The following is a 16,757-nucleotide window of genomic DNA, read 5'->3' as shown; positions in this document are numbered from 1 at the left end:
GATCGTTACCGGTTCAAGTCCGTGGCTATGGGGAGAAAGCCATGACCGAGATACGCAAGACCTATTGCCGCATCTGCCAGGGCTTCTGCGCCATGGAAGCCACGATCGAGGACGGCAAGGTCACCAGGGTACTTGGCGACAAGTCGAACCCGATGACCCGCGGCTATGCCTGTTTCAAGGGGCTGCGCAATCCCGAGTTCCATCACGGACCCGAGCGGATCACCGCCAGCCTGAAGCGCGGCGCCGGCGGCGCGCTCGAGCCGATTCCCTCTGAACGCGCCTTCGACGAGATCGCCGACCGGCTGCGCGCGATCATCGACGAGGATGGGCCGCGCGCCGTGGCCGTATTCATCGGCACGCAGGGTCTGTTTGCCGCGCCGAATCCGGGATTCGCCGGCGCATTCACGGCGGCCATCGGCTCGCCCAGCCTGTTCGGCACCATGACCATCGACCAGTCGGCCAAATGGATCGCGTCGGGGCGGATCGGCGAGTTCGGCGGCGGGCCACAACCTTTCATCGGCGCCGACGTCTGGATGTTCGTTGGCACCAACCCGCTGGTGTCGGTGACCGGCGGGCCGGGCCTGTCGGGCTTCAACAACTTCAATCCGGTCAAAAGCATGGAGGACGCGCGGGCGGCGGGCATGAAGCTGATCGTCGTCGACCCGCGCCGCACCGAAACCGCGCGGCACGCCGATATTTTCATCCAGCCCAGGCCGGGCGAGGATGCGGCCATCCTGGCGTCCATGATCCACGTCATCCTGGCCGAAGGCTGGGAGGACAGGAATTTCTGCGAGCGCCATGTGACCGGCCTCGAGGCGCTGCGTGATGCAGTACGGGATTTTACGCCGGAATGCGTCGCCGCACGCGCCGATATTCCTGCCGTGCAGATCGTCGAAGCCGCCGACCTGTTCGCAAGGCGCTCGCGCACCGGCATGGCGGGCAGCGGCACCGGTCCGGACATGGCGAAGCATTCCAACCTGTCCGAGCACCTGGTGCAGTGCCTCAACGTGATCTGCGGCCGCTATCTGCGGGCGGGCGATTCCGTGGCCAATCCGGGCGTGCTGTCGCCGCGCATCGAGCGGTCCGAGGCGGCCGTGCCGCCGACCCGCGAATGGGAACGCGGCGGCGCCAAAAGCCGCAAGCACGGCCTTGGAACAATCAAGGGGCAGATGATGTCGGCGATCCTGCCTGACGAAATCCTGCATCCCGGCCATGGCCGTATCCGCGCGCTGATTTGCATGGGCGCCAATCCGGCGGTAGCGCTGCCCGACCAGCGCAAGGCGCTTCAGGCGCTCGGGCAACTTGACCTGCTGGTTGCCATCGACCCGCGCATGTCGGCGACGGCGCGGCTTGCCGACTACATCATCGCACCGACCCTGCCGTTCGAGCGGCCGGACCACACCGGTTTCTTCGACAAGTTTTTCCCCGTGCCCTATGCCCAGTACACACCGGCGCTGATTGCGCCGCAGGGTGACGTGGTGCACGACTGGTACGTTTTCTGGAGCCTGGCGAAGCGCCTTGGCGTGACGCTGTCGTTCTACGGCACGCCGCTTTCCATGGAGATAGCGCCCACCGCCGACGAGGTTCTGGAGATGATGGCGGCCCACGCCCAGGTCCCGCTCGGCGAGGTCAAGCGCGCTGAAGGCGGGCGGCTCTTTCAGGTTCCCGATCAGATAGTTGGCCCCGGCGACGGGCAGGCCGTCACCCGTCTCGACGTTGCGGGTTCCGACGTGCTGGACGAACTGGCGACGCTGCGCGGGGACGTGACGGGCGGTGTGCCCCAGGCCGACGAACGCGCCTTTCCCATGCGGCTGGTGTCGCGTCGCTTTCGCGAGGTGATGAACTCGCTGGGCGCCGATCTGCCGCTGACCCGCGAGCGGCTGCCCTATAACCCGGCTTTCATGAATCCGGGAGACATGGCCGCCGCGGGCCTGAGTGACGGCGAGCGGGTGCGCATCGTCTCGCCGCACGACAGCCTGTTCGCCATGGTGAAGGCCGACGCCACCGTGCGCGGCGGCGTCGTCTCCATGAGCCATTGCTGGGGCGGTTTCCCGGATGACGAGGACGAGCGCGAAGGGCGCTACAGCGCCACCAGCCGGCTGGTCAGCGCCGACTGGGCCGCCGAATCCATCAACCGCATGCCGGTGATGTCCGCCATTCCCGTGCGGATCGAACGCAGCAATCAATAAGGGGAGAGATCATGACCGATACCAGCCGGGTGTTTCAGCTTGCGCGCAGGCCAGACGGTGCGCCCAGACCTGACGATTTCAAGCTGGCCGAGGTGCCGTTGCCGGCGCTGGGGCCGGACCAGGTCAAGGTGCGCAATACTTTCCTTTCGGTCGATCCCTATATGCGTTTGCCGATGACCACGCTCGAGGGCGTCCATGCGCCCACCGACATTGGCGGCGAGATGGACGGCGGAGCGGTGGGCGAGGTAATCGAATCCACGTCGGGCGCCATGCCCAAAGGCTCATTCGTGTTTTCGCCGTTGATGGGCTGGCGCGATCTTTACGTGGCCGGCGCCAGTTCTCTCGTGCCCATTGATCCAGAACTGGCGCCTCTCAGTGCCTATCTCGGCGTGCTGGGCCTGTCGGGCATGACGGCCTATGCCGGGATGGAATATGTCCTGAAGCCGAAGGCGGGCGAGACCATCTTTGTCTCCGCCGCGGCGGGCGCCGTCGGCATGGTGGTGTGCCAGCTTGCCAGCAACCACGGTTGCCGGGTGATCGGCAGCACGGGCGATCCGCGCAAGGCCGCGCTGCTCAAGGAGCGGTTCGGCGCCGAGGCCACCATCAACTACCGGACCGAAGATCTGCGCGCGTCGCTCAAGCAGTTCACACCCGATGGTCTCGACATGTATTTCGACAATGTGGGCGGCTCCCATCTGGAGGCGGCGCTCGATTCCATGAAGGTCCATGGGCGTATGGCTCTTTGCGGCGCGGTCGAACTCTACAATTCTGCCAATTACCGCCGTGGCCCGGGCAACTTTTTCGCCGCGATCGAGAAGGGCGTGACCCTGACCGGCTTCAACATTGGTCTTTACGCCGCCCAGCGGGCCGAGATGATGCGTGACCTGGCCGGCCAACTCGTCAGCGGTGCGCTGCACGGCGACGAAACCATCGTCGATGGTCTCGAGAACACCGGCAAGGCCTTCGTCGACCTGCTGGCCGGCGCGAATGTGGGCAAGATGGTGGTCCGGCTCTAGGTTCAGGCTCTGACTCTCACCTCCCTATCTTGTATGCTAGATCATTGGGCATTCGCATCGGAGGCGGCGGGGGATGAAGCATCGTTGTGCGGTTGGTTGGCTTGCGGCCGCGGTAGCGGCAAGTCTGGTGCTGCCCGCATGGGCGCAGGAGCCCGCCGGCGACTGTATTCCCAACGGCAGCCAGCGCGGGGTGCTCTATCAGGGGCTGGTCGACGCCATTGCCCGTGACATCGAGGCGCCAAGCAAGGCCGGCGACCATGCAAAGGTGCTGAAGCTGGCGGCACAGGCACAGGACACGAGGCTTTGCGCCATGCCGTCCGCGATCACCATCGCGCAGGCCGCGGCGTTCGTTGCCGTCGAGCAGGTTTGCGATGCGGCGCAGCCGCTGGAGCAGTTCTTCTCCGCGGCCGTGCCGGGCGACCCGGACTATTCCCGGGCCGAGCGGCTTTATGACCAGGTCATGGAAGCGCGTGAGGCCGGACTGTGCCAGGAGGTCGTGGGCGGCGTCGCCCTGGCCGAGCCGACGGCAGCGGCCGCGCCCTCCCACGAGTCCGTGCAGGCCGCCGCTGCCGAGGGAGAGCCGGATGACGGTAGCCTTCGCGACAATTACCGTGGCGGCGAACTGAACGAAGGCCGCATGGCGTTCGACGGCGGCAATTATGCCCGTGCCGCCGAGCTGTTCAGCGTTGTGATCCAGCAGGCGCCCGACTCCTTCGAGGGCTATGCAAGGCGCGCCCAGGCGAATGCGCGCCTCAACCGCGTCGAGGCGGCGATCGCCGATTATGCCAAAGCCATCGACCTCGCGCCGTCGCGCGGCTACCTGATCGCCGATTTCGCCCGCTACCTGATCGGCGTGAACCGGGTTCAGGACGCCCTGGCGCTCTACAACAATTATCTGGATCGCTATCCGAACGATGTGCAGGTGCTGCGCGAGCGGGCCCGAGCCCGTCTTCGGGCAGGGCTCGTCGATCTGGCGCTGCAGGATTACGGCCGCGCCATCGAACTGGCGCCTGGCAATACCCAATTGCTGTTGCTGCGCGCGTTCCTCTTCCACGACAACGGCCGGTTCGAGGAGGCCATTGCCGATTACACCGCCGCCATTCGGGCCGGCGCATCCGGCGCGGACGTCCATTACCGCCGGGGCATTGCCTATTACGCGCTCAACCGGGCCAGCGAGGCGATCGCCGACCTCGATGCCGCCATCAGGGCCAACCCCTCGCTGGTGGCCGCCTATACCGCACGGGGCACGCTGTATCAGCTGCAGGGCAGTGGCGCTGCGGCCATCGCGGATTTCAGCAAGGTCATCGAGCTGAAACCCGAAAGCGCCAACGCGTATCTTGACCGCGCAAGGGAACACCAGCGCCAGCTGAATCTGGACGCCGCCATCAACGACTATTCGTCGGTGCTGCGGTTCGATCCGGGCAATCTGGAGGCGCTCAAGGGCAGGGCCATGCTCTACCAGCAGCGCGGCAACTATGCCAACGCACTCGACGACCTGACGCAGATCATCAACCGGGACTATGTGGACGCCGACGCCTATGCGCGGCGGGGCTGGCTCTTCTATGCCTGGAAGGAATACGGGCGCGCCATGGAGGATTTCGACAAGGCGCTGGTGATCGACCCCAACGGAACCCAGGCGCGGCTGGGACGCCAGGCCGTGCTCGAGGCCGTGGCCGCGGCGGAGAAAGCCGCCGCCGAAGCGGCGAAGCGGCGCTGAGCAGGCCGCCATGCTGGACATCTACATCGACGGCGACGCCTGCCCGGTAAAGGACGAGGTGCTGAAGGTCGCCGGCCGCCACGGTTTGCAGGTGTTGTTCGTCAGCAACCGGTGGAGCCGCAAGGTCGACGCACCGAATGTGCGCCAGGTGGTGGTGACCGAAGGCTTCGACGCCGCCGACAACTGGATTGCCGACAATATCGGCGAAGGCGACATCGCGATCACCGCCGACATTCCGCTGGCGTCCCGGTGCCTGAAGGCGGGCGCCATGGTGCTTGGCCCGACCGGCCGGCCCTTCACCGAACACAGCATTGGCATGGCGCTCGCCATGCGCGACCTGAACACCCATCTGCGCGAGACAGGCGAAATCAAGGGCTACAACGCCAGCTTCACCAAGGCCGACCGGTCGCGCTTTCTGGGCGAGCTGGAGAAATTGATCCAGCAGAGGCGAAAGGACGGACGGTGATAGCCGTCCGTGTGGCTGGCCCCGACGATGCGCCTGCGGTCGACGGCATCCTTCAGGACTCCTATCCGACGTTGATGGCCCCTGCCTATGAGCCTGCCCTGCTGGCACCGGCGCTGGCGCTGATGATCAAGGCCAATTCCCGGCTGCTGGCCTCCGGCACCTTTTATCTGGCCGAGGCGGGCGGCGAACCGGTCGGGTGCGGCGGCTGGACGTTCGACGAGCCGGGCACGGGCATAATCAAGGAAGGTGCTGCCCACATCCGCCATTTCGGCGTCCGCGCCGACTGGACAGGCAGGGGCGTCGGACGACGGCTCTATGGACGGTGCGAGATGGACGCCGGCGCGGCGGGGGCGAACCGGTTCCTGTGCTTCTCCAGTCTCAACGGGGAACCGTTCTACCTGGCGCTTGGATTCAAGACCGAAGAACGCATCGACGTCCCGCTTGGACCAAATTTGAGCCTGCCGGGCATTCTCATGAGCCGGTCGATTTGATTGCTGCGGGACGGGGAACGGGCATTGAGACCGCATCAAGGCGGCTTACATTACCAGGCGGATTGTACGCATGGCTGTTGCCAGCGTGTGGTGCACGACTGACTGTAAAGACGGCGCGCGTGCCGTGGATGAGCGCCATCCGCCACCAGTGGACGGCGGGTCAAACCCTGCTATCATCCGGCCGTGGGAATGACGGGGAGAGTACCATGCTGAAAACCGTCAAGGTGACGATCGAGCAGATCTACGTGCCGACAAAGTACCGCAAATCTCTCGACCAGACCAAGGTCGACAAGCTGGCCGCGGACATCCTCGAGAACGGCCTGAAAATTCCGATCCATGTGCGGCCCGACGCGGAGCGATACATTCTGGTCGAGGGCCTGCACCGGCTGGAGGCCGCCCGGGCGCTTGGCGAGGCCACCATCGATTCCCTGATCGTCAACGCCCACCGGGCATAGCGCGCGCACGCTCCAGGCAATCGTCGGTTCACGGCGTAACATTCGGCCGGTGCAGGGCGAATGGGTAATCGGACGTGCGCGGTGCTGGACCGTGCGGTCGGGGAGGGAGAACTTCGGATGCGACTGATTGCTGCTTTGATGCTAGTCCTCGGCATGGCGGGCGCCGCCGCGGCGAGCGCGAATGCCGATCTGGGGCCGGCTCTGGGATCACCCGTGCCGGCAATCGGCACGCCGCTCGATTCCGCCGGGACGCCGCGGACCATGGCCTCGCTGACAGGCGAGAAAGGCGTCGTGCTGGTGTTCTATCGTTCGGCGGCGTGGTGTCCCTATTGCCAGGCGCAGCTCATCGAGATCAATGACGGCCTCGGCGAGATCGAGAAGCGCGGCTACACCGTTGCCGGCATCTCCTACGACGATCCGGCGACAGGTGCGGCGTTCTCCCGCAAGCGAGGCATCGGCTATCCGCTGGTGAGCGATCCGAAATCCGAGATCATCGATCGCTTTGGTGTGCGCGACCCGCAATATCCGCCCGGCAGCATGGCTCACGGTGTTCCCCGGCCGATTATCCTGGTCCTCGATCCGCAGGGCGTGGTCCTGGCCAAGCTCTACGAGGAGTCCGTCGCCAAGCGGCCGCCGGTCGGGCTGATCGTCGAAACGCTGGACGGCCTGGCGGCGCGGTAAGCCGGCCGAACGAAAACGGCCACCGCGTCAACGATGGCCGTTTCTCAAAAGAATTGGCGGGTTTTGGCTACTGGAGCTTCCTGTCCAGCGCTGCCTTGGCATCCTGGAAGCCGGTCAGGTCGAAATTGAGCGGCATCTGCTTGCTCGACGGCGACAGCAGCGTCAGGGTCGCCTGCTTGCCGCCCTGCATCGAGCGCAGCACCGCGTCGGTGACCGGGATCGCCACCCGGCAGCCGCTCGACAGGCACTGCACGTAATTTCCCGGGACGGCCGCGCCGCCATCGACGGTGAAAGGCGGCTGGTTCTGCAGGCGGAAGCCCAGCGGCACGATGCCGACCAGGGTCTGGTTGGTGCCGGACTTGCCATAGGCGAGGGCGGCCACGAACTTCTTGTCCTTGTTCACCAGCACGACCTGGATCTGGCAGGCCTTGGGCTGGGGGCACACCAGGCCCCAATTGCCGAACATTTCCGGCTTGGGCGCGACGGGCTGGGCGGCGGGCGCGGGCGTTTGCGCCACTGCAGCTGACGATACGGTGACCGACCCCAGCGCGAGCACGCCCAAGGCCGCGGCGACGAAGTTCGACCGAAGAATATTTCCGAGCAAGTTGTCCTCCATGGGACTGAAGTTTAAGCAGACATTCGATTGCGACGACCCCCTCGGCCACCCCGTCCGGCCGCTGATCGAGCGGCTGATCCGTAGCATTCTTGCCAGTGGGCGTCCATGGCCGTGTTTTAAGCGGGCCTGGAGGAATTAGGTGTCCGGGGCGGTGATGTCGACAGCGAAACGAGCCTAAAAGCCTGCCAGCGCCGATTTCTCCACCGCCTGGCGGCGATTATTCCGTGCCCCGGCGCAAGGGCTCGGCTAGAACGGGGCACCTGAATGACTATGCGGAGACGGTCCATGTCCAACAGCTTCCGTTCGCTCTATCCGGCACAGCGCGTTCTGATGGGGCCGGGACCCTCGAATGTGCATCCGCGGGTGCTGGCGGCCATGGCGCGGCCGACGGTCGGCCATCTGGATCCCTGGTTCTCCGGTTTCATGGAAGATCTCAAGGAACTGCTGCGCATGGCGCTGCGCACCCGCAACCCGCTGACATTCCCGGTATCGGCGCCCGGCTCCGCCGGCATGGAAACCTGTTTCGTCAACCTGGTGGAACCCGGCGACAAGGTCGTCGTGGTCGTCAACGGTGTGTTCGGCAAGCGGATGATCGAGAATGTCGTCAATTGCGGCGGTATTCCCGTCGCCGTGGAGTTCGACTGGGGCACGACGGTTGATCCCGGGAAGATCGAGGACGCGCTGCGCGCCCATCCGGACGCCAGACTGCTTGCATTCGTCCATGCGGAAACCTCGACCGGCGTGGCGACCGATGCCGCGGCGATCAGCGCCATCGCCCGTGAGCATGATTGCCTCACCCTGATGGATGCGGTGACGAGCGTTGCGGGCATTCCCGTCGAGGTGGACGGCTGGCAGATCGACGCCGTCTATTCGGGCACCCAAAAGTGCCTGTCCTGCCCGCCCGGGCTGTCACCGGTCTCGTTCTCCGAGCGCGCCGTGGCGGCGGTGAAGGCCCGCAAGACGCCGGTCCAGAGCTGGTTTCTGGATCTGACCAAGGTGATGTCCTACTGGGACGGCAGCAACGGGCGTTCCTATCACCACACCGCGCCGGTCAATGCGCTCTACGGCCTGCACGAATCGCTGGTGCTGCTGGCCGAGGAGGGCATCGAGAATTCATGGGCCCGCCATGCGGCCATGCATCTTGAACTGAAGGACGGTCTCGAGGGTCTGGGGCTGGAATTCCTCGTACCAGTCGAAAGCCGGCTGCCGCAGCTCAATGCCGTGAAGGTGCCGGCCGGTATCGACGAGGCCGCCGTGCGCGCCCATGTGCTCGAGCGCTACGGCCTGGAGATCGGCGCGGGCCTGGGCTCGCTGGCCGGCAAGATCTGGCGCGTCGGGCTGATGGGTCAGACAGCCCAGCGCAGCTCGGTCACCCTTTGCGTCGAAGCAATGAAGGATGCGCTGGCCGCGCAGCGTGCCTGAGCGCGCCTAGCGGGCTCGTTCGGAAAGCGCCTTTTCCGCGGCGGCGAAACCGTCCAGCGTGAACTTGATCGGAATCGGCGTATTGGCGTTCGCATACATGGTCAAGGTCACGCCGCTGTTCTTGCGCAGCGAATTGAGGAACGGCTCGGTTGCCGGCATCTGGGCAATGCAGCCATCGGTGTCGCAACGGAGGAAGGTGAGGGCATCCGTGCCGATACCGTTGTCGATCTGCAGCATCATGCTCTTGTTCAGCAGCACGCCCAGGGGTACGCGCACCATCAACACGCTGCCGGAGCCGCGCCGGATCACGTACATGCCTGCCGCCAGCTGCTTCTTGGCGTTCGACAGCAGCTGATGGATCTCGCATTCCTGCGATGCGCCTGGTTTGCTGGCCGCGCAGTAGAGCTGCCATTTGCCATGGTTGACGCGCACTTCGTCGGCGGCCCGCGCGTCCTTCGCCGATGCGAGAACAAGGATGGCAAGGCAGATGCCGCCCAGCCGCCGGATAAGATTCAACGCCGTTGTACCGTTCATATTCGCCCCCTTTAGCCTGCGACCAGTAGCAGGTTTTGCCAGTCACTGTGGGGGTAGCATGAGCGCCAACGCGCGAACAGACTTTTCCGGTCAGGCGAGCCAGGTCTTGAGGATATCGTTCAGACGATTCTCGGTGGCCTGGGTAAGGCGCTTGAGCTCATATTCCTCCAGCACCGCCCTGAACAGCTCCTCGCGGGAAATCAGGTCGTGGTTGACGCGGATTTCCATCATCACCTCGGCCAGCTCCGACGCCGGCACCTCATGCAGGGTGCGCGACCCCCGGCTGCGGACGATCACCTGCGGTTGACCGGGCAGCCGGATCACCTTTTCCTCGTTGTCGCCGAATGTCTCGATCTCGATGGCCAGGATGCCCTCGCTCTTTGCATGGGCGAGCGCGGTGGTAAAGCGGCGCCGTGTATGGTCGTAGATGCGGCCCAGGTCGCCGGCACGAGAATACAGCGCATAAAGCCGGTCCTCGAGGATGGGGCCCTCGGCAGCCGTGATCCGTTCCATGCCGTGCACCAGTTGCGGCACCGTCGCCGCCCGCGGATCGGCGACCGCGGTCTGCTGCCACTCGGTATAGATCTGTTTGGCTGTCATCCCCGTTAAAGCCCTCTCATTGGCGTTGGCCGAACCGCGCATTCTGCCCAGAAGCCCTTGAATTGCAAGGGGGTGCGCCGCCGGGCGCGGTTGCCTATAATGTTGCGAGGCCGTGTCGATCCGACATGGCATGGAGATCATGGATGTCCGGCGGCCCGTTCCGGCCGGAAGTCATCGTTTCATACGGGAGAGAACGATCATGGGGATTTTGCGTCAACTTGTCCTGTTGCTGCCGTTGGCGGCCTTTCCGGCCGCAGCGCATGCAGGCGTGGTGATCGACATGGAGACGCGCGACGTCGCGTCCGGTTCGACGACGACGGCCCAGATGTCGGTCGACGGCAAGTTCGTCAGAACCCAGGTTCGCGAGAACGGGCGCGGCGGGCAGAAGTCCGGCGGAATGTCCGAGATGATCTATCATCCGGCAGCCGCGGGCCGCGGTCCCGAAATGATCATCATCAGCCATGACGAAAAGGCCTATCGCGTGATGGACGAGCAGACGTTCAAGCGGCTCGGCAGCATGATGTCCGGGCAAGCCGGCGCCGCGAACTCGGCCATGGCCGAGGCGATGAAGCGGCTGACTCCCGAACAGCGCGCGGCTGTGATGCAGCGCATGCCGCCCGGCGCCATGCCGGGCGCGCCGGCGCCGTCGACGCGGGAGATCCGGGCCACCGGCCGGACCGACAAGGTGGACGGCATTGCGTGCAAGATCTGGGAAAAGTGGGAAGCCGGTGCGAAGACCGCGGAATATTGCGCCGCCGGCGCGTCGGCGTTCCCCTATGGCACCCGGGTCATGCCGGCGTTCCTTGACATGTCGGCGTTCATGAAGCGGATGTTCGAGAGCATGCCGGCGGCGAGCCGGGCCGCGGACGATTCCATGGCGCTGCTCAAGGAGATCGATGGTGTCCCGGTCCGGACGCGCACCTTCGACAACGGCGCGCTTGAGTCCGAGTCCACTTTCAAGGGCGCAAGGGAACAGGCGCTGGAGGCTTCGTTCTTTCAGCCGCCGGCCGGATACAAGAAGCTGGACGTGATGTCCGGCCGCTGAGCCGGGCGCTTGCAAATCCCGTGCGGCGCACGATTTAATGCCGCACGGGCGAGCAAGGGAGTGGACCATGGCTGACATTGAAACCGCGACGCTGGCAGGCGGTTGCTTCTGGTGCACCGAGGCCGTGTTTCTTCCGATCAGGGGCGTCGAGTCGGTGCGGTCGGGTTATACCGACGGCCTGACCAGCAATCCTACCTACCGCGAGGTATGCTCGGGCACGAGCGGGCACGCCGAAGCCGTGGAAGTGCGGTTCGATCCGGACGTGGTGTCCTACGCCACGCTCCTCGACATTTTCTTCGCGACCCACGATCCGACCCAGCTCAATCGCCAGGGCGCGGACGAGGGCACCCAGTACCGGTCGGCGGTGTATTATCATTCCGAGGCGCAGAAGCACGAGGCCGAGGCCGCCATCGCCCGCGCCGGACAGGTGTGGGACGAACCGATCGTGACCCAGCTTCGTCCGGCGACCGTTTTCTGGCCGGCCGAGACCTATCACCAGGACTATTACGCGAACAATCCGGGCCAGCCCTATTGCATGGCCGTGGTGGCGCCCAAGGTCGTCAAGGCGCGCCAGAAATTCAAGGATCTGCTGAAGGCCTAGCGCGGCCTGCGTAGGCGTGATGGCCGGGTGATCTAGCCGCGCAGGTCGTATTCGCGCCAGCGCGGGTAGCGCATGCCCAGCGCATACTGGAAGGCGAAGCGCGGCCAGTTGTTGGTGATCTTGCCGGTGCTGGTCTTGTACCAGCTGCCGCAATTGGCATCCCAGACCAGGTCCTTGAGCTGCCGCTGCAGGCGCCTGTTGTAGCGGGCCATGACATCCTGCCGCACATCGATGTAGCGCAGCCGCTTGCGCGCCATGTGCCCCAGACAGCGCAGCACGTAGCGCACCTGCGCCTCGACCATGTAGATGATCGAGGCATGGCCCAGATTGGTGTTCGGGCCATAGAGCATGAAGAAATTCGGAAATCCCGCGACAGCGACACCACGGTGCGCCTCGGCGCCGCCGCGCCACGCCTCGTTCAGGCTGACTCCGCCCAGCCCGGTGATCTCGACCGGCGACAGAAACTGGGTGGATTTGAAGCCGGTGCCGTAGATGATTGTGTCGAAGGTCCGCGCCGTGCCGTCGCTGGTGACGATGCCGCTGGCGTCGATATGGCCGATGGGCTCGGTCACCACCTCCACATTGGGCAGCGCGAGCGCCGGATAATAGTCGTAGGACAACAGGATGCGTTTGCAGCCGGCCGGATAGTCAGGCGTCAGCTTGGCGCGCAGCGCCTTGTCCTTGATGTGGTGCTTCATGAAGATCGTAAGTTGCGTCTCGAGCTTGGGGCGCAGGATGCTCCCCTTGAAAAAGCTGCCGAACAGCCACTCGAAGCGCAGGAAAATCATCAGCCGGTGCAGCTTCCGGCGCAGGGGCGAACGCGCGAAGGTCTGCTTCTGCTCCTGGGTGTATTCAGCGTCTTCCTTGGGGCCGATCCAGTTCGGGCTGCGCTGGAAGATGGTCAGCGACTTCACCAAGGGGGCAATGCGCGGGATGAACTGGGTGGCGCTGGCGCCATTACCGATGACCGCCACGTCCTTGCCTGCAAGATCGTGTGTCGCGTCCCAGCGGGCGGAATGGAACGACGTGCCGGCGAACGTCACCATGCCTGGAATGTCGGGAAATGCCGGGACGTTCAGCTGTCCCAGGCCGCTGATCAGGATATCGGCGGTTTCCTCCTCGCCCGAGGCCAGCGTCAGCCGCCAGAGCTTGCTGGTTTCCTCGAACCGGGCAGAGGCAATGGGCGTGCGGAAGCGGATATGGGGCCGTAGGCCGTATTTGTCGGCGCAGCGGTTGAAATACGCCTCGATCTCGGGCTGCTCCGCCCAGATGCGGCTCCAGTCGGGATTGGGCTCGAAAGAGTAGGAATAAAGGTGCGACGGCGTGTCGCAGGCGCAGCCCGGATAGATGTTGTCGTGCCAGGTGCCGCCGACGGCCTCCGACCGTTCATAGACGGTGAAACTGTCGATGCCGGCCCGCTTCAGCTGCATGGCCGCGCACAACCCAGAGACACCCGCACCGATGATCGCGATCCGCACCAATTTGTTCCTCCCCGGTAACAGCATAGCATGACGGCTAACGATGGAAATGCGTTCGTGGTTGGCGCGCGCCCGCCCGATCGCCTACAATCTTGGATGACCGGAGCGTCAGGGGAGGCATCATGAAGATCAGGCTCGATACCGCCGTTTGCCGGGGCGGGGCAAGGTGTTGGGAAAACGTACCCGACGTGTTCGGCAAGGACGAACGCAACCACGCGGTGCTGAAATCCGCCGATATCCCCGACGACCCTCAAGTACAGAGCGACGTATCCTGGGCGGTCAGCGCGTGCCCGACCGGCGCGCTCAGCATCATCGAGGATTGACCCGGTGACGCCGGGCGGCATCGGTGAGTAGGCCGTTCGGCTCGGGAAACCTTTTCGCGGACGTTCACGCGCATCTCGCCGATGAACAGATCCTCGATCTGGTCGCCGCGCCCGGTATCCGCATCACCCGCATCGTCTCGACCGGCCATGTCACCGACTGGCAGACCTCGGATGAGGACGAGTGGGTGCTGGTGCTGCAGGGAAGCGGCACACTGCGGTTCGCCGGAAACGACCGGATGCTGGTGCTGGGACCGGGCGAGTGGTGCCATATTCCGGCCGGCGCGCGCCACCGTGTCGAGGAAACCGATCCACACCAGCCGACGGTCTGGCTGGCGGTGCACTTTCCGGACGGCGAAGCCTAGAGGCCGACGATCTCTTTGGCGGTCCAGTAGGTGACGAACGAGAACGCGTAGGCGAGGGCGAACAGGTACCCCGCCATGAACAAGGTCCAGCGCCACGAATTGGTCTCGCGCTTGGCGACCGCCAGGGTCGACAGGCACTGCGGCGCGAACACGTACCACACCAGGAACGACAGCGCGGTGGGCAGCGTCCAGGCGCCGCGCAGGGTCTCGACCAGGCTGGTCGTCACCGCGTCCTCGGTGCCGCTCAGCGCGTAAACCGTGCCCAGCGCCGCCACGGCGACTTCGCGGGCGGCGAGGCCCGGAATCAGGGCGATGGATATTTCCCAGTTGAAGCCGATGGGGGCGAAGATGGTCTGCAACCCTTTGCCGACCCACGCCGCGGCGCTGTAATAGATCGGCGGCTGGGTCGCGCCTTCCGGCGGCGGCGGGAACGACGACAGCGCCCAGAGCACGATCATCGAGATCAGGATGATGCCGCCGGCGCGGCGCATGAAGATCTTCACCCGCTGCCACAGGCCGATGGCCACGTCGCGCCAGATCGGCATCTGGTATTTGGGCAGCTCCAGCAACAGCGGCTGGGCCTCGCCGCGCAGCATGGTGCGTTTCAGCACCGCTGCCACCACCAGTGCGGCGACGATGCCGAAGACATAGAGCGAGAACATCACCAGCCCCTGCAACCCGATCGCGCCCAGCACGGTCCGGTTGGGAATGAAGGCGGCGATGATCAGGGTGTAGACCGGCAGCCGGGCCGAGCAGGTCATCAGCGGCGCCACCATGATCGTGGTCAGCCGGTCGCGCTGGCTGTCGATGGTGCGCGCCGCCATGATGCCGGGAATGGCGCAGGCGAAGCTCGACAGCAGCGGGATGAAGGCGCGTCCGTTCAGGCCGACGCCCGCCATCAGCCGGTCCATCAGGAACGCGGCGCGGGCCATGTAGCCCGAGGCTTCCAGCACCAGGATGAACAGGAACAGGATCAGGATCTGCGGCAGGAAAATCACCACGCTGCCCACGCCGGCAAGGATGCCGTCGACCAGCAGGCTTTGCAGCGCCGGGTTGGCGATTTCGGACGAGGCCACCTGTTGCAGGCCGACCACGCCCGCGTCGATCCAGTTCATGGGCGTCTCGGCCCACGAGAACACGGCCTGGAACATCAGGAACAGCAGCCCGAACAGGATCGCCGGTCCGGCCACGCGGTTCAGGAATATCTGATCCAGGATACGGGTGATCTTGTGTTCGTTGCCCTCCGATTCGATGGCGGCCGCCGCGATCCGCCGGGCCTCCCGGCGCAGGCTGCGCACGTCGGAGGGAAGGGCGGGGTCATCTGCCGGCGGCTGTTCGCCGAGTGCGGCCAGGCGCCTTGAGAGCGCGTCGATCAACTCACCCGTGCCGGCCTTGCGCACCGCAACCGACCTGACGACCGGCATGCCCAGTTCGCTCGAGAGGGCGTCCACATTGATGCTGATGCCGTCGCGTTCGGCCAGATCGTTCATGTTCAGGGTCAGCAGCATGGGCTTGCCCAGCCGCTTGAGTTCCAGCACCAGAGGCAGGTGGAACGCCAAATTGGTCGCATCGACCACGCACAGAATGGCGTCCGGCGGCAATTCGCCGGCCTGCTGGCCGAGAATGACCTTGTTGGTGACCTCTTCGTCGGCGCTGTGGGGTGTCAGGCTGTAGCTGCCCGGCAGATCGATCAGGTCGATGGCCATGCCGGACGGCGTCTGCAGCCGGCCGACCCGCCGTTCGACGGTGACGCCCGGATAATTGCCGACTTTCTGGCGGCCGCCCGTGAGTGCATTGAAGAGCGCCGACTTGCCGCAATTGGGATTGCCGACAAGGGCGACGCGGTAGGCAGCGCCGGGAGTCATCTAGATGTGTCGACCTCGACCAGAATGGTATCGGCTTCGCGCCGGCGCAGCGCCAGGATGACGCCGTCCACCTTGACCGCCATGGGGTCCCGGCCAACAGGCCCTTCGTGGCGCACCTCGATACAGGCGTCCTCGGCGAAGCCCATGCGGAGGAGCCGCTCTTCCAGATCGGCGTGGAGCGCCTGGTCGGCCATGCCGATCACGCGGCATTTCTGACCGGGCCGGAGCGAACCCAGGGTTCGAGTGTTTGCCAGAGGCTTCATCGGTTTCCCATGCAACTGCAAGTCATTCCCAACTTGCGCCGCAATGTATCAGATTTCAAGGTTTTGTTAAGGTGAATGTTGGCGCCACGGCCAGCATTGATCTCGCGCAAAAAAATGATGCCGGGAACCAACAATCCCCATATCCGTTCAGCCTGCGTATAGGAAGTGTTTAATATTCTTTCGAACTTACTACCTACAGCCCATTGCAACATCAGGAGCCGTATCATGAAACTCCATCGGATCGCTTTGGCGGCGGCAGCCGCTTCGGTTGCGTCCCTTGCTCTAGCCGGGGCGTCGCTGGCGGCCTCTTCCGAGGAAAAGCTGGCCCAGTATCAGCCCACCGGCAAGACGGTGAATTGCCTCGACACCTACCAGATCAAGGAAACGGATGTCATCGACAACCAGAACATCCTGTTCCGCACCAACGGCAACAAGCTGTACATGAATCACCTGCCGCACCGGTGTTCGGGCCTGAAGATGCAGGACGGGTTCAGCTACACGCTGCGCGGTCTCAACAAGCTGTGCAATGTGGACGTGATCACCCCGATATCGACCGGCGGCGCCGTCTACGGTCCGTGCCCGCTGGGTGAGTTCGAGGAAGTCACCAAGGCCGGCAAGCCGGCCCAGTAAGCC

General features: G+C 64.8%; 19 protein-coding genes. 13 read left to right on the top strand and 6 right to left on the bottom strand.

Annotation, left to right across the window (positions count from 1 at the left end; translation table 11 throughout):
• The first annotated feature begins 41 nt into the window (after positions 1-41).
• From WJU21_RS03645 to WJU21_RS03615, 7 genes are all read left to right on the top strand, one after another.
• Positions 42-2,189 carry a molybdopterin-dependent oxidoreductase gene (locus WJU21_RS03645; RefSeq protein WP_346322017.1) on the top strand — a complete coding sequence of 716 codons (2,148 nt, stop codon included), beginning with the start codon at positions 42-44 and terminating at the stop codon, positions 2,187-2,189.
• An 11-nt stretch (positions 2,190-2,200) separates the two neighbouring features.
• A complete protein-coding gene (locus WJU21_RS03640; RefSeq protein ID WP_346322016.1) occupies positions 2,201-3,205 on the top strand; it encodes an NADP-dependent oxidoreductase in 1,005 nt (334 codons plus the stop codon).
• Between the two features lie 73 nt (positions 3,206-3,278).
• Positions 3,279-4,922 carry a tetratricopeptide repeat protein gene (locus tag WJU21_RS03635; protein WP_346322015.1) on the top strand — a complete coding sequence of 548 codons (1,644 nt, stop codon included), beginning with the start codon at positions 3,279-3,281 and terminating at the stop codon, positions 4,920-4,922.
• Positions 4,923-4,932: 10 nt separating this feature from the next.
• The gene (locus tag WJU21_RS03630) at positions 4,933-5,388 is read left to right on the top strand and encodes a YaiI/YqxD family protein (protein WP_346322014.1); all 456 of its coding nucleotides are present in this window, start codon (positions 4,933-4,935) and stop codon (positions 5,386-5,388) included.
• The gene (locus WJU21_RS03625) at positions 5,385-5,879 is read left to right on the top strand and encodes a GNAT family N-acetyltransferase (protein ID WP_346322013.1); all 495 of its coding nucleotides are present in this window, start codon (positions 5,385-5,387) and stop codon (positions 5,877-5,879) included. Before WJU21_RS03630 ends, WJU21_RS03625 begins: the two co-directional genes overlap by 4 nt.
• Before the next feature lie 206 nt (positions 5,880-6,085).
• Entirely contained in the window at positions 6,086-6,334 is a 249-nt protein-coding gene (locus tag WJU21_RS03620) for a ParB N-terminal domain-containing protein (protein ID WP_346322012.1), read from the top strand.
• 117 nt (positions 6,335-6,451) lie between these two features.
• Positions 6,452-7,015: a peroxiredoxin family protein gene (locus tag WJU21_RS03615; RefSeq protein ID WP_346322011.1), complete on the top strand. Its 564-nt coding sequence runs from the start codon at positions 6,452-6,454 to the stop codon at positions 7,013-7,015.
• Positions 7,016-7,082: 67 nt separating this feature from the next.
• Here WJU21_RS03615 and WJU21_RS03610 read toward each other — a convergent pair whose 3' ends face one another.
• Positions 7,083-7,619, bottom strand: coding sequence for an invasion associated locus B family protein (locus WJU21_RS03610; RefSeq protein ID WP_346322010.1), 537 nt, complete (start codon positions 7,617-7,619; stop codon positions 7,083-7,085).
• Between the two features lie 297 nt (positions 7,620-7,916).
• On the opposite strand from WJU21_RS03610, the gene WJU21_RS03605 reads away from it, so the two are divergent.
• Complete coding sequence (locus tag WJU21_RS03605) at positions 7,917-9,053, top strand: alanine--glyoxylate aminotransferase family protein (RefSeq protein WP_346322009.1); 1,137 nt, start codon at positions 7,917-7,919, stop codon at positions 9,051-9,053.
• 6 nt (positions 9,054-9,059) lie between these two features.
• Here the strand turns inward: WJU21_RS03605 and WJU21_RS03600 are convergent, their stop codons facing one another.
• Positions 9,060-9,587, bottom strand: coding sequence for an invasion associated locus B family protein (locus tag WJU21_RS03600; RefSeq protein ID WP_346322008.1), 528 nt, complete (start codon positions 9,585-9,587; stop codon positions 9,060-9,062).
• A 90-nt stretch (positions 9,588-9,677) separates the two neighbouring features.
• Positions 9,678-10,187: a hypothetical protein gene (locus tag WJU21_RS03595; RefSeq protein ID WP_346322007.1), complete on the bottom strand. Its 510-nt coding sequence runs from the start codon at positions 10,185-10,187 to the stop codon at positions 9,678-9,680.
• Positions 10,188-10,386: 199 nt separating this feature from the next.
• On the opposite strand from WJU21_RS03595, the gene WJU21_RS03590 reads away from it, so the two are divergent.
• Both WJU21_RS03590 and msrA read left to right on the top strand, forming a co-directional pair.
• A complete protein-coding gene (locus WJU21_RS03590) occupies positions 10,387-11,232 on the top strand; it encodes a hypothetical protein (RefSeq protein WP_346322006.1) in 846 nt (281 codons plus the stop codon).
• Between the two features lie 67 nt (positions 11,233-11,299).
• A complete protein-coding gene (msrA, locus tag WJU21_RS03585) occupies positions 11,300-11,833 on the top strand; it encodes a peptide-methionine (S)-S-oxide reductase MsrA (protein ID WP_346322005.1) in 534 nt (177 codons plus the stop codon).
• 32 nt (positions 11,834-11,865) lie between these two features.
• Here msrA and WJU21_RS03580 read toward each other — a convergent pair whose 3' ends face one another.
• The gene (locus WJU21_RS03580) at positions 11,866-13,311 is read right to left on the bottom strand and encodes an NAD(P)/FAD-dependent oxidoreductase (protein WP_346322004.1); all 1,446 of its coding nucleotides are present in this window, start codon (positions 13,309-13,311) and stop codon (positions 11,866-11,868) included.
• A 122-nt stretch (positions 13,312-13,433) separates the two neighbouring features.
• Between WJU21_RS03580 and WJU21_RS03575 the strand changes: the two genes are divergently transcribed.
• Together WJU21_RS03575 and WJU21_RS03570 are read left to right on the top strand one after the other, a co-directional pair.
• The gene (locus WJU21_RS03575; protein WP_346322003.1) at positions 13,434-13,634 is read left to right on the top strand and encodes a ferredoxin; all 201 of its coding nucleotides are present in this window, start codon (positions 13,434-13,436) and stop codon (positions 13,632-13,634) included.
• 23 nt (positions 13,635-13,657) lie between these two features.
• A complete protein-coding gene (locus WJU21_RS03570; protein ID WP_346322002.1) occupies positions 13,658-13,996 on the top strand; it encodes a cupin domain-containing protein in 339 nt (112 codons plus the stop codon).
• Here WJU21_RS03570 and feoB read toward each other — a convergent pair.
• Both feoB and WJU21_RS03560 read right to left on the bottom strand, forming a co-directional pair.
• Positions 13,993-15,861 carry a ferrous iron transport protein B gene (gene feoB, locus WJU21_RS03565; protein WP_346322001.1) on the bottom strand — a complete coding sequence of 623 codons (1,869 nt, stop codon included), beginning with the start codon at positions 15,859-15,861 and terminating at the stop codon, positions 13,993-13,995. The two genes, WJU21_RS03570 and feoB, sit on opposite strands and share 4 nt — an antisense overlap.
• Positions 15,858-16,124, bottom strand: coding sequence for a FeoA family protein (locus WJU21_RS03560; protein WP_346322000.1), 267 nt, complete (start codon positions 16,122-16,124; stop codon positions 15,858-15,860). The genes feoB and WJU21_RS03560 overlap by 4 nt, the downstream gene beginning before the upstream one ends.
• A 225-nt stretch (positions 16,125-16,349) precedes the next feature.
• Here WJU21_RS03560 and WJU21_RS03555 point away from each other — a divergent pair, with 225 nt between their 5' ends.
• The gene (locus tag WJU21_RS03555; protein ID WP_346321999.1) at positions 16,350-16,754 is read left to right on the top strand and encodes a DUF6491 family protein; all 405 of its coding nucleotides are present in this window, start codon (positions 16,350-16,352) and stop codon (positions 16,752-16,754) included.
• Positions 16,755-16,757 lie beyond the last annotated feature (3 nt).

The organism is Emcibacter sp. SYSU 3D8, from assembly GCF_039655875.1.
Taxonomy (GTDB): domain Bacteria; phylum Pseudomonadota; class Alphaproteobacteria; order SMXS01; family SMXS01; genus RI-34.
Note: the sequence above shows the minus strand (reverse complement) of the source record. Positions and strands in the feature narration are given on the sequence as shown.

Bases quoted from the DNA above. Each gene is read 5' to 3' on its own strand.
- WJU21_RS03645 (WP_346322017.1), top strand. From the start codon at position 42: ATGACCGAGATACGCAAGACCTATTGCCGCATCTGCCAGGGCTTCTGC.
- WJU21_RS03640 (WP_346322016.1), top strand. From the start codon at position 2,201: ATGACCGATACCAGCCGGGTGTTTCAGCTTGCGCGCAGGCCAGACGGT.
- WJU21_RS03635 (WP_346322015.1), top strand. From the start codon at position 3,279: ATGAAGCATCGTTGTGCGGTTGGTTGGCTTGCGGCCGCGGTAGCGGCA.
- WJU21_RS03630 (WP_346322014.1), top strand. From the start codon at position 4,933: ATGCTGGACATCTACATCGACGGCGACGCCTGCCCGGTAAAGGACGAG.
- WJU21_RS03620 (WP_346322012.1), top strand. From the start codon at position 6,086: ATGCTGAAAACCGTCAAGGTGACGATCGAGCAGATCTACGTGCCGACA.
- WJU21_RS03615 (WP_346322011.1), top strand. From the start codon at position 6,452: ATGCGACTGATTGCTGCTTTGATGCTAGTCCTCGGCATGGCGGGCGCC.
- WJU21_RS03605 (WP_346322009.1), top strand. From the start codon at position 7,917: ATGTCCAACAGCTTCCGTTCGCTCTATCCGGCACAGCGCGTTCTGATG.
- WJU21_RS03600 (WP_346322008.1), bottom strand. From the start codon at position 9,587: ATGAACGGTACAACGGCGTTGAATCTTATCCGGCGGCTGGGCGGCATC.
- WJU21_RS03595 (WP_346322007.1), bottom strand. From the start codon at position 10,187: ATGACAGCCAAACAGATCTATACCGAGTGGCAGCAGACCGCGGTCGCC.
- WJU21_RS03590 (WP_346322006.1), top strand. From the start codon at position 10,387: ATGGGGATTTTGCGTCAACTTGTCCTGTTGCTGCCGTTGGCGGCCTTT.
- msrA (WP_346322005.1), top strand. From the start codon at position 11,300: ATGGCTGACATTGAAACCGCGACGCTGGCAGGCGGTTGCTTCTGGTGC.
- WJU21_RS03575 (WP_346322003.1), top strand. From the start codon at position 13,434: ATGAAGATCAGGCTCGATACCGCCGTTTGCCGGGGCGGGGCAAGGTGT.
- feoB (WP_346322001.1), bottom strand. From the start codon at position 15,861: ATGACTCCCGGCGCTGCCTACCGCGTCGCCCTTGTCGGCAATCCCAAT.
- WJU21_RS03560 (WP_346322000.1), bottom strand. From the start codon at position 16,124: ATGAAGCCTCTGGCAAACACTCGAACCCTGGGTTCGCTCCGGCCCGGT.
- WJU21_RS03555 (WP_346321999.1), top strand. From the start codon at position 16,350: ATGAAACTCCATCGGATCGCTTTGGCGGCGGCAGCCGCTTCGGTTGCG.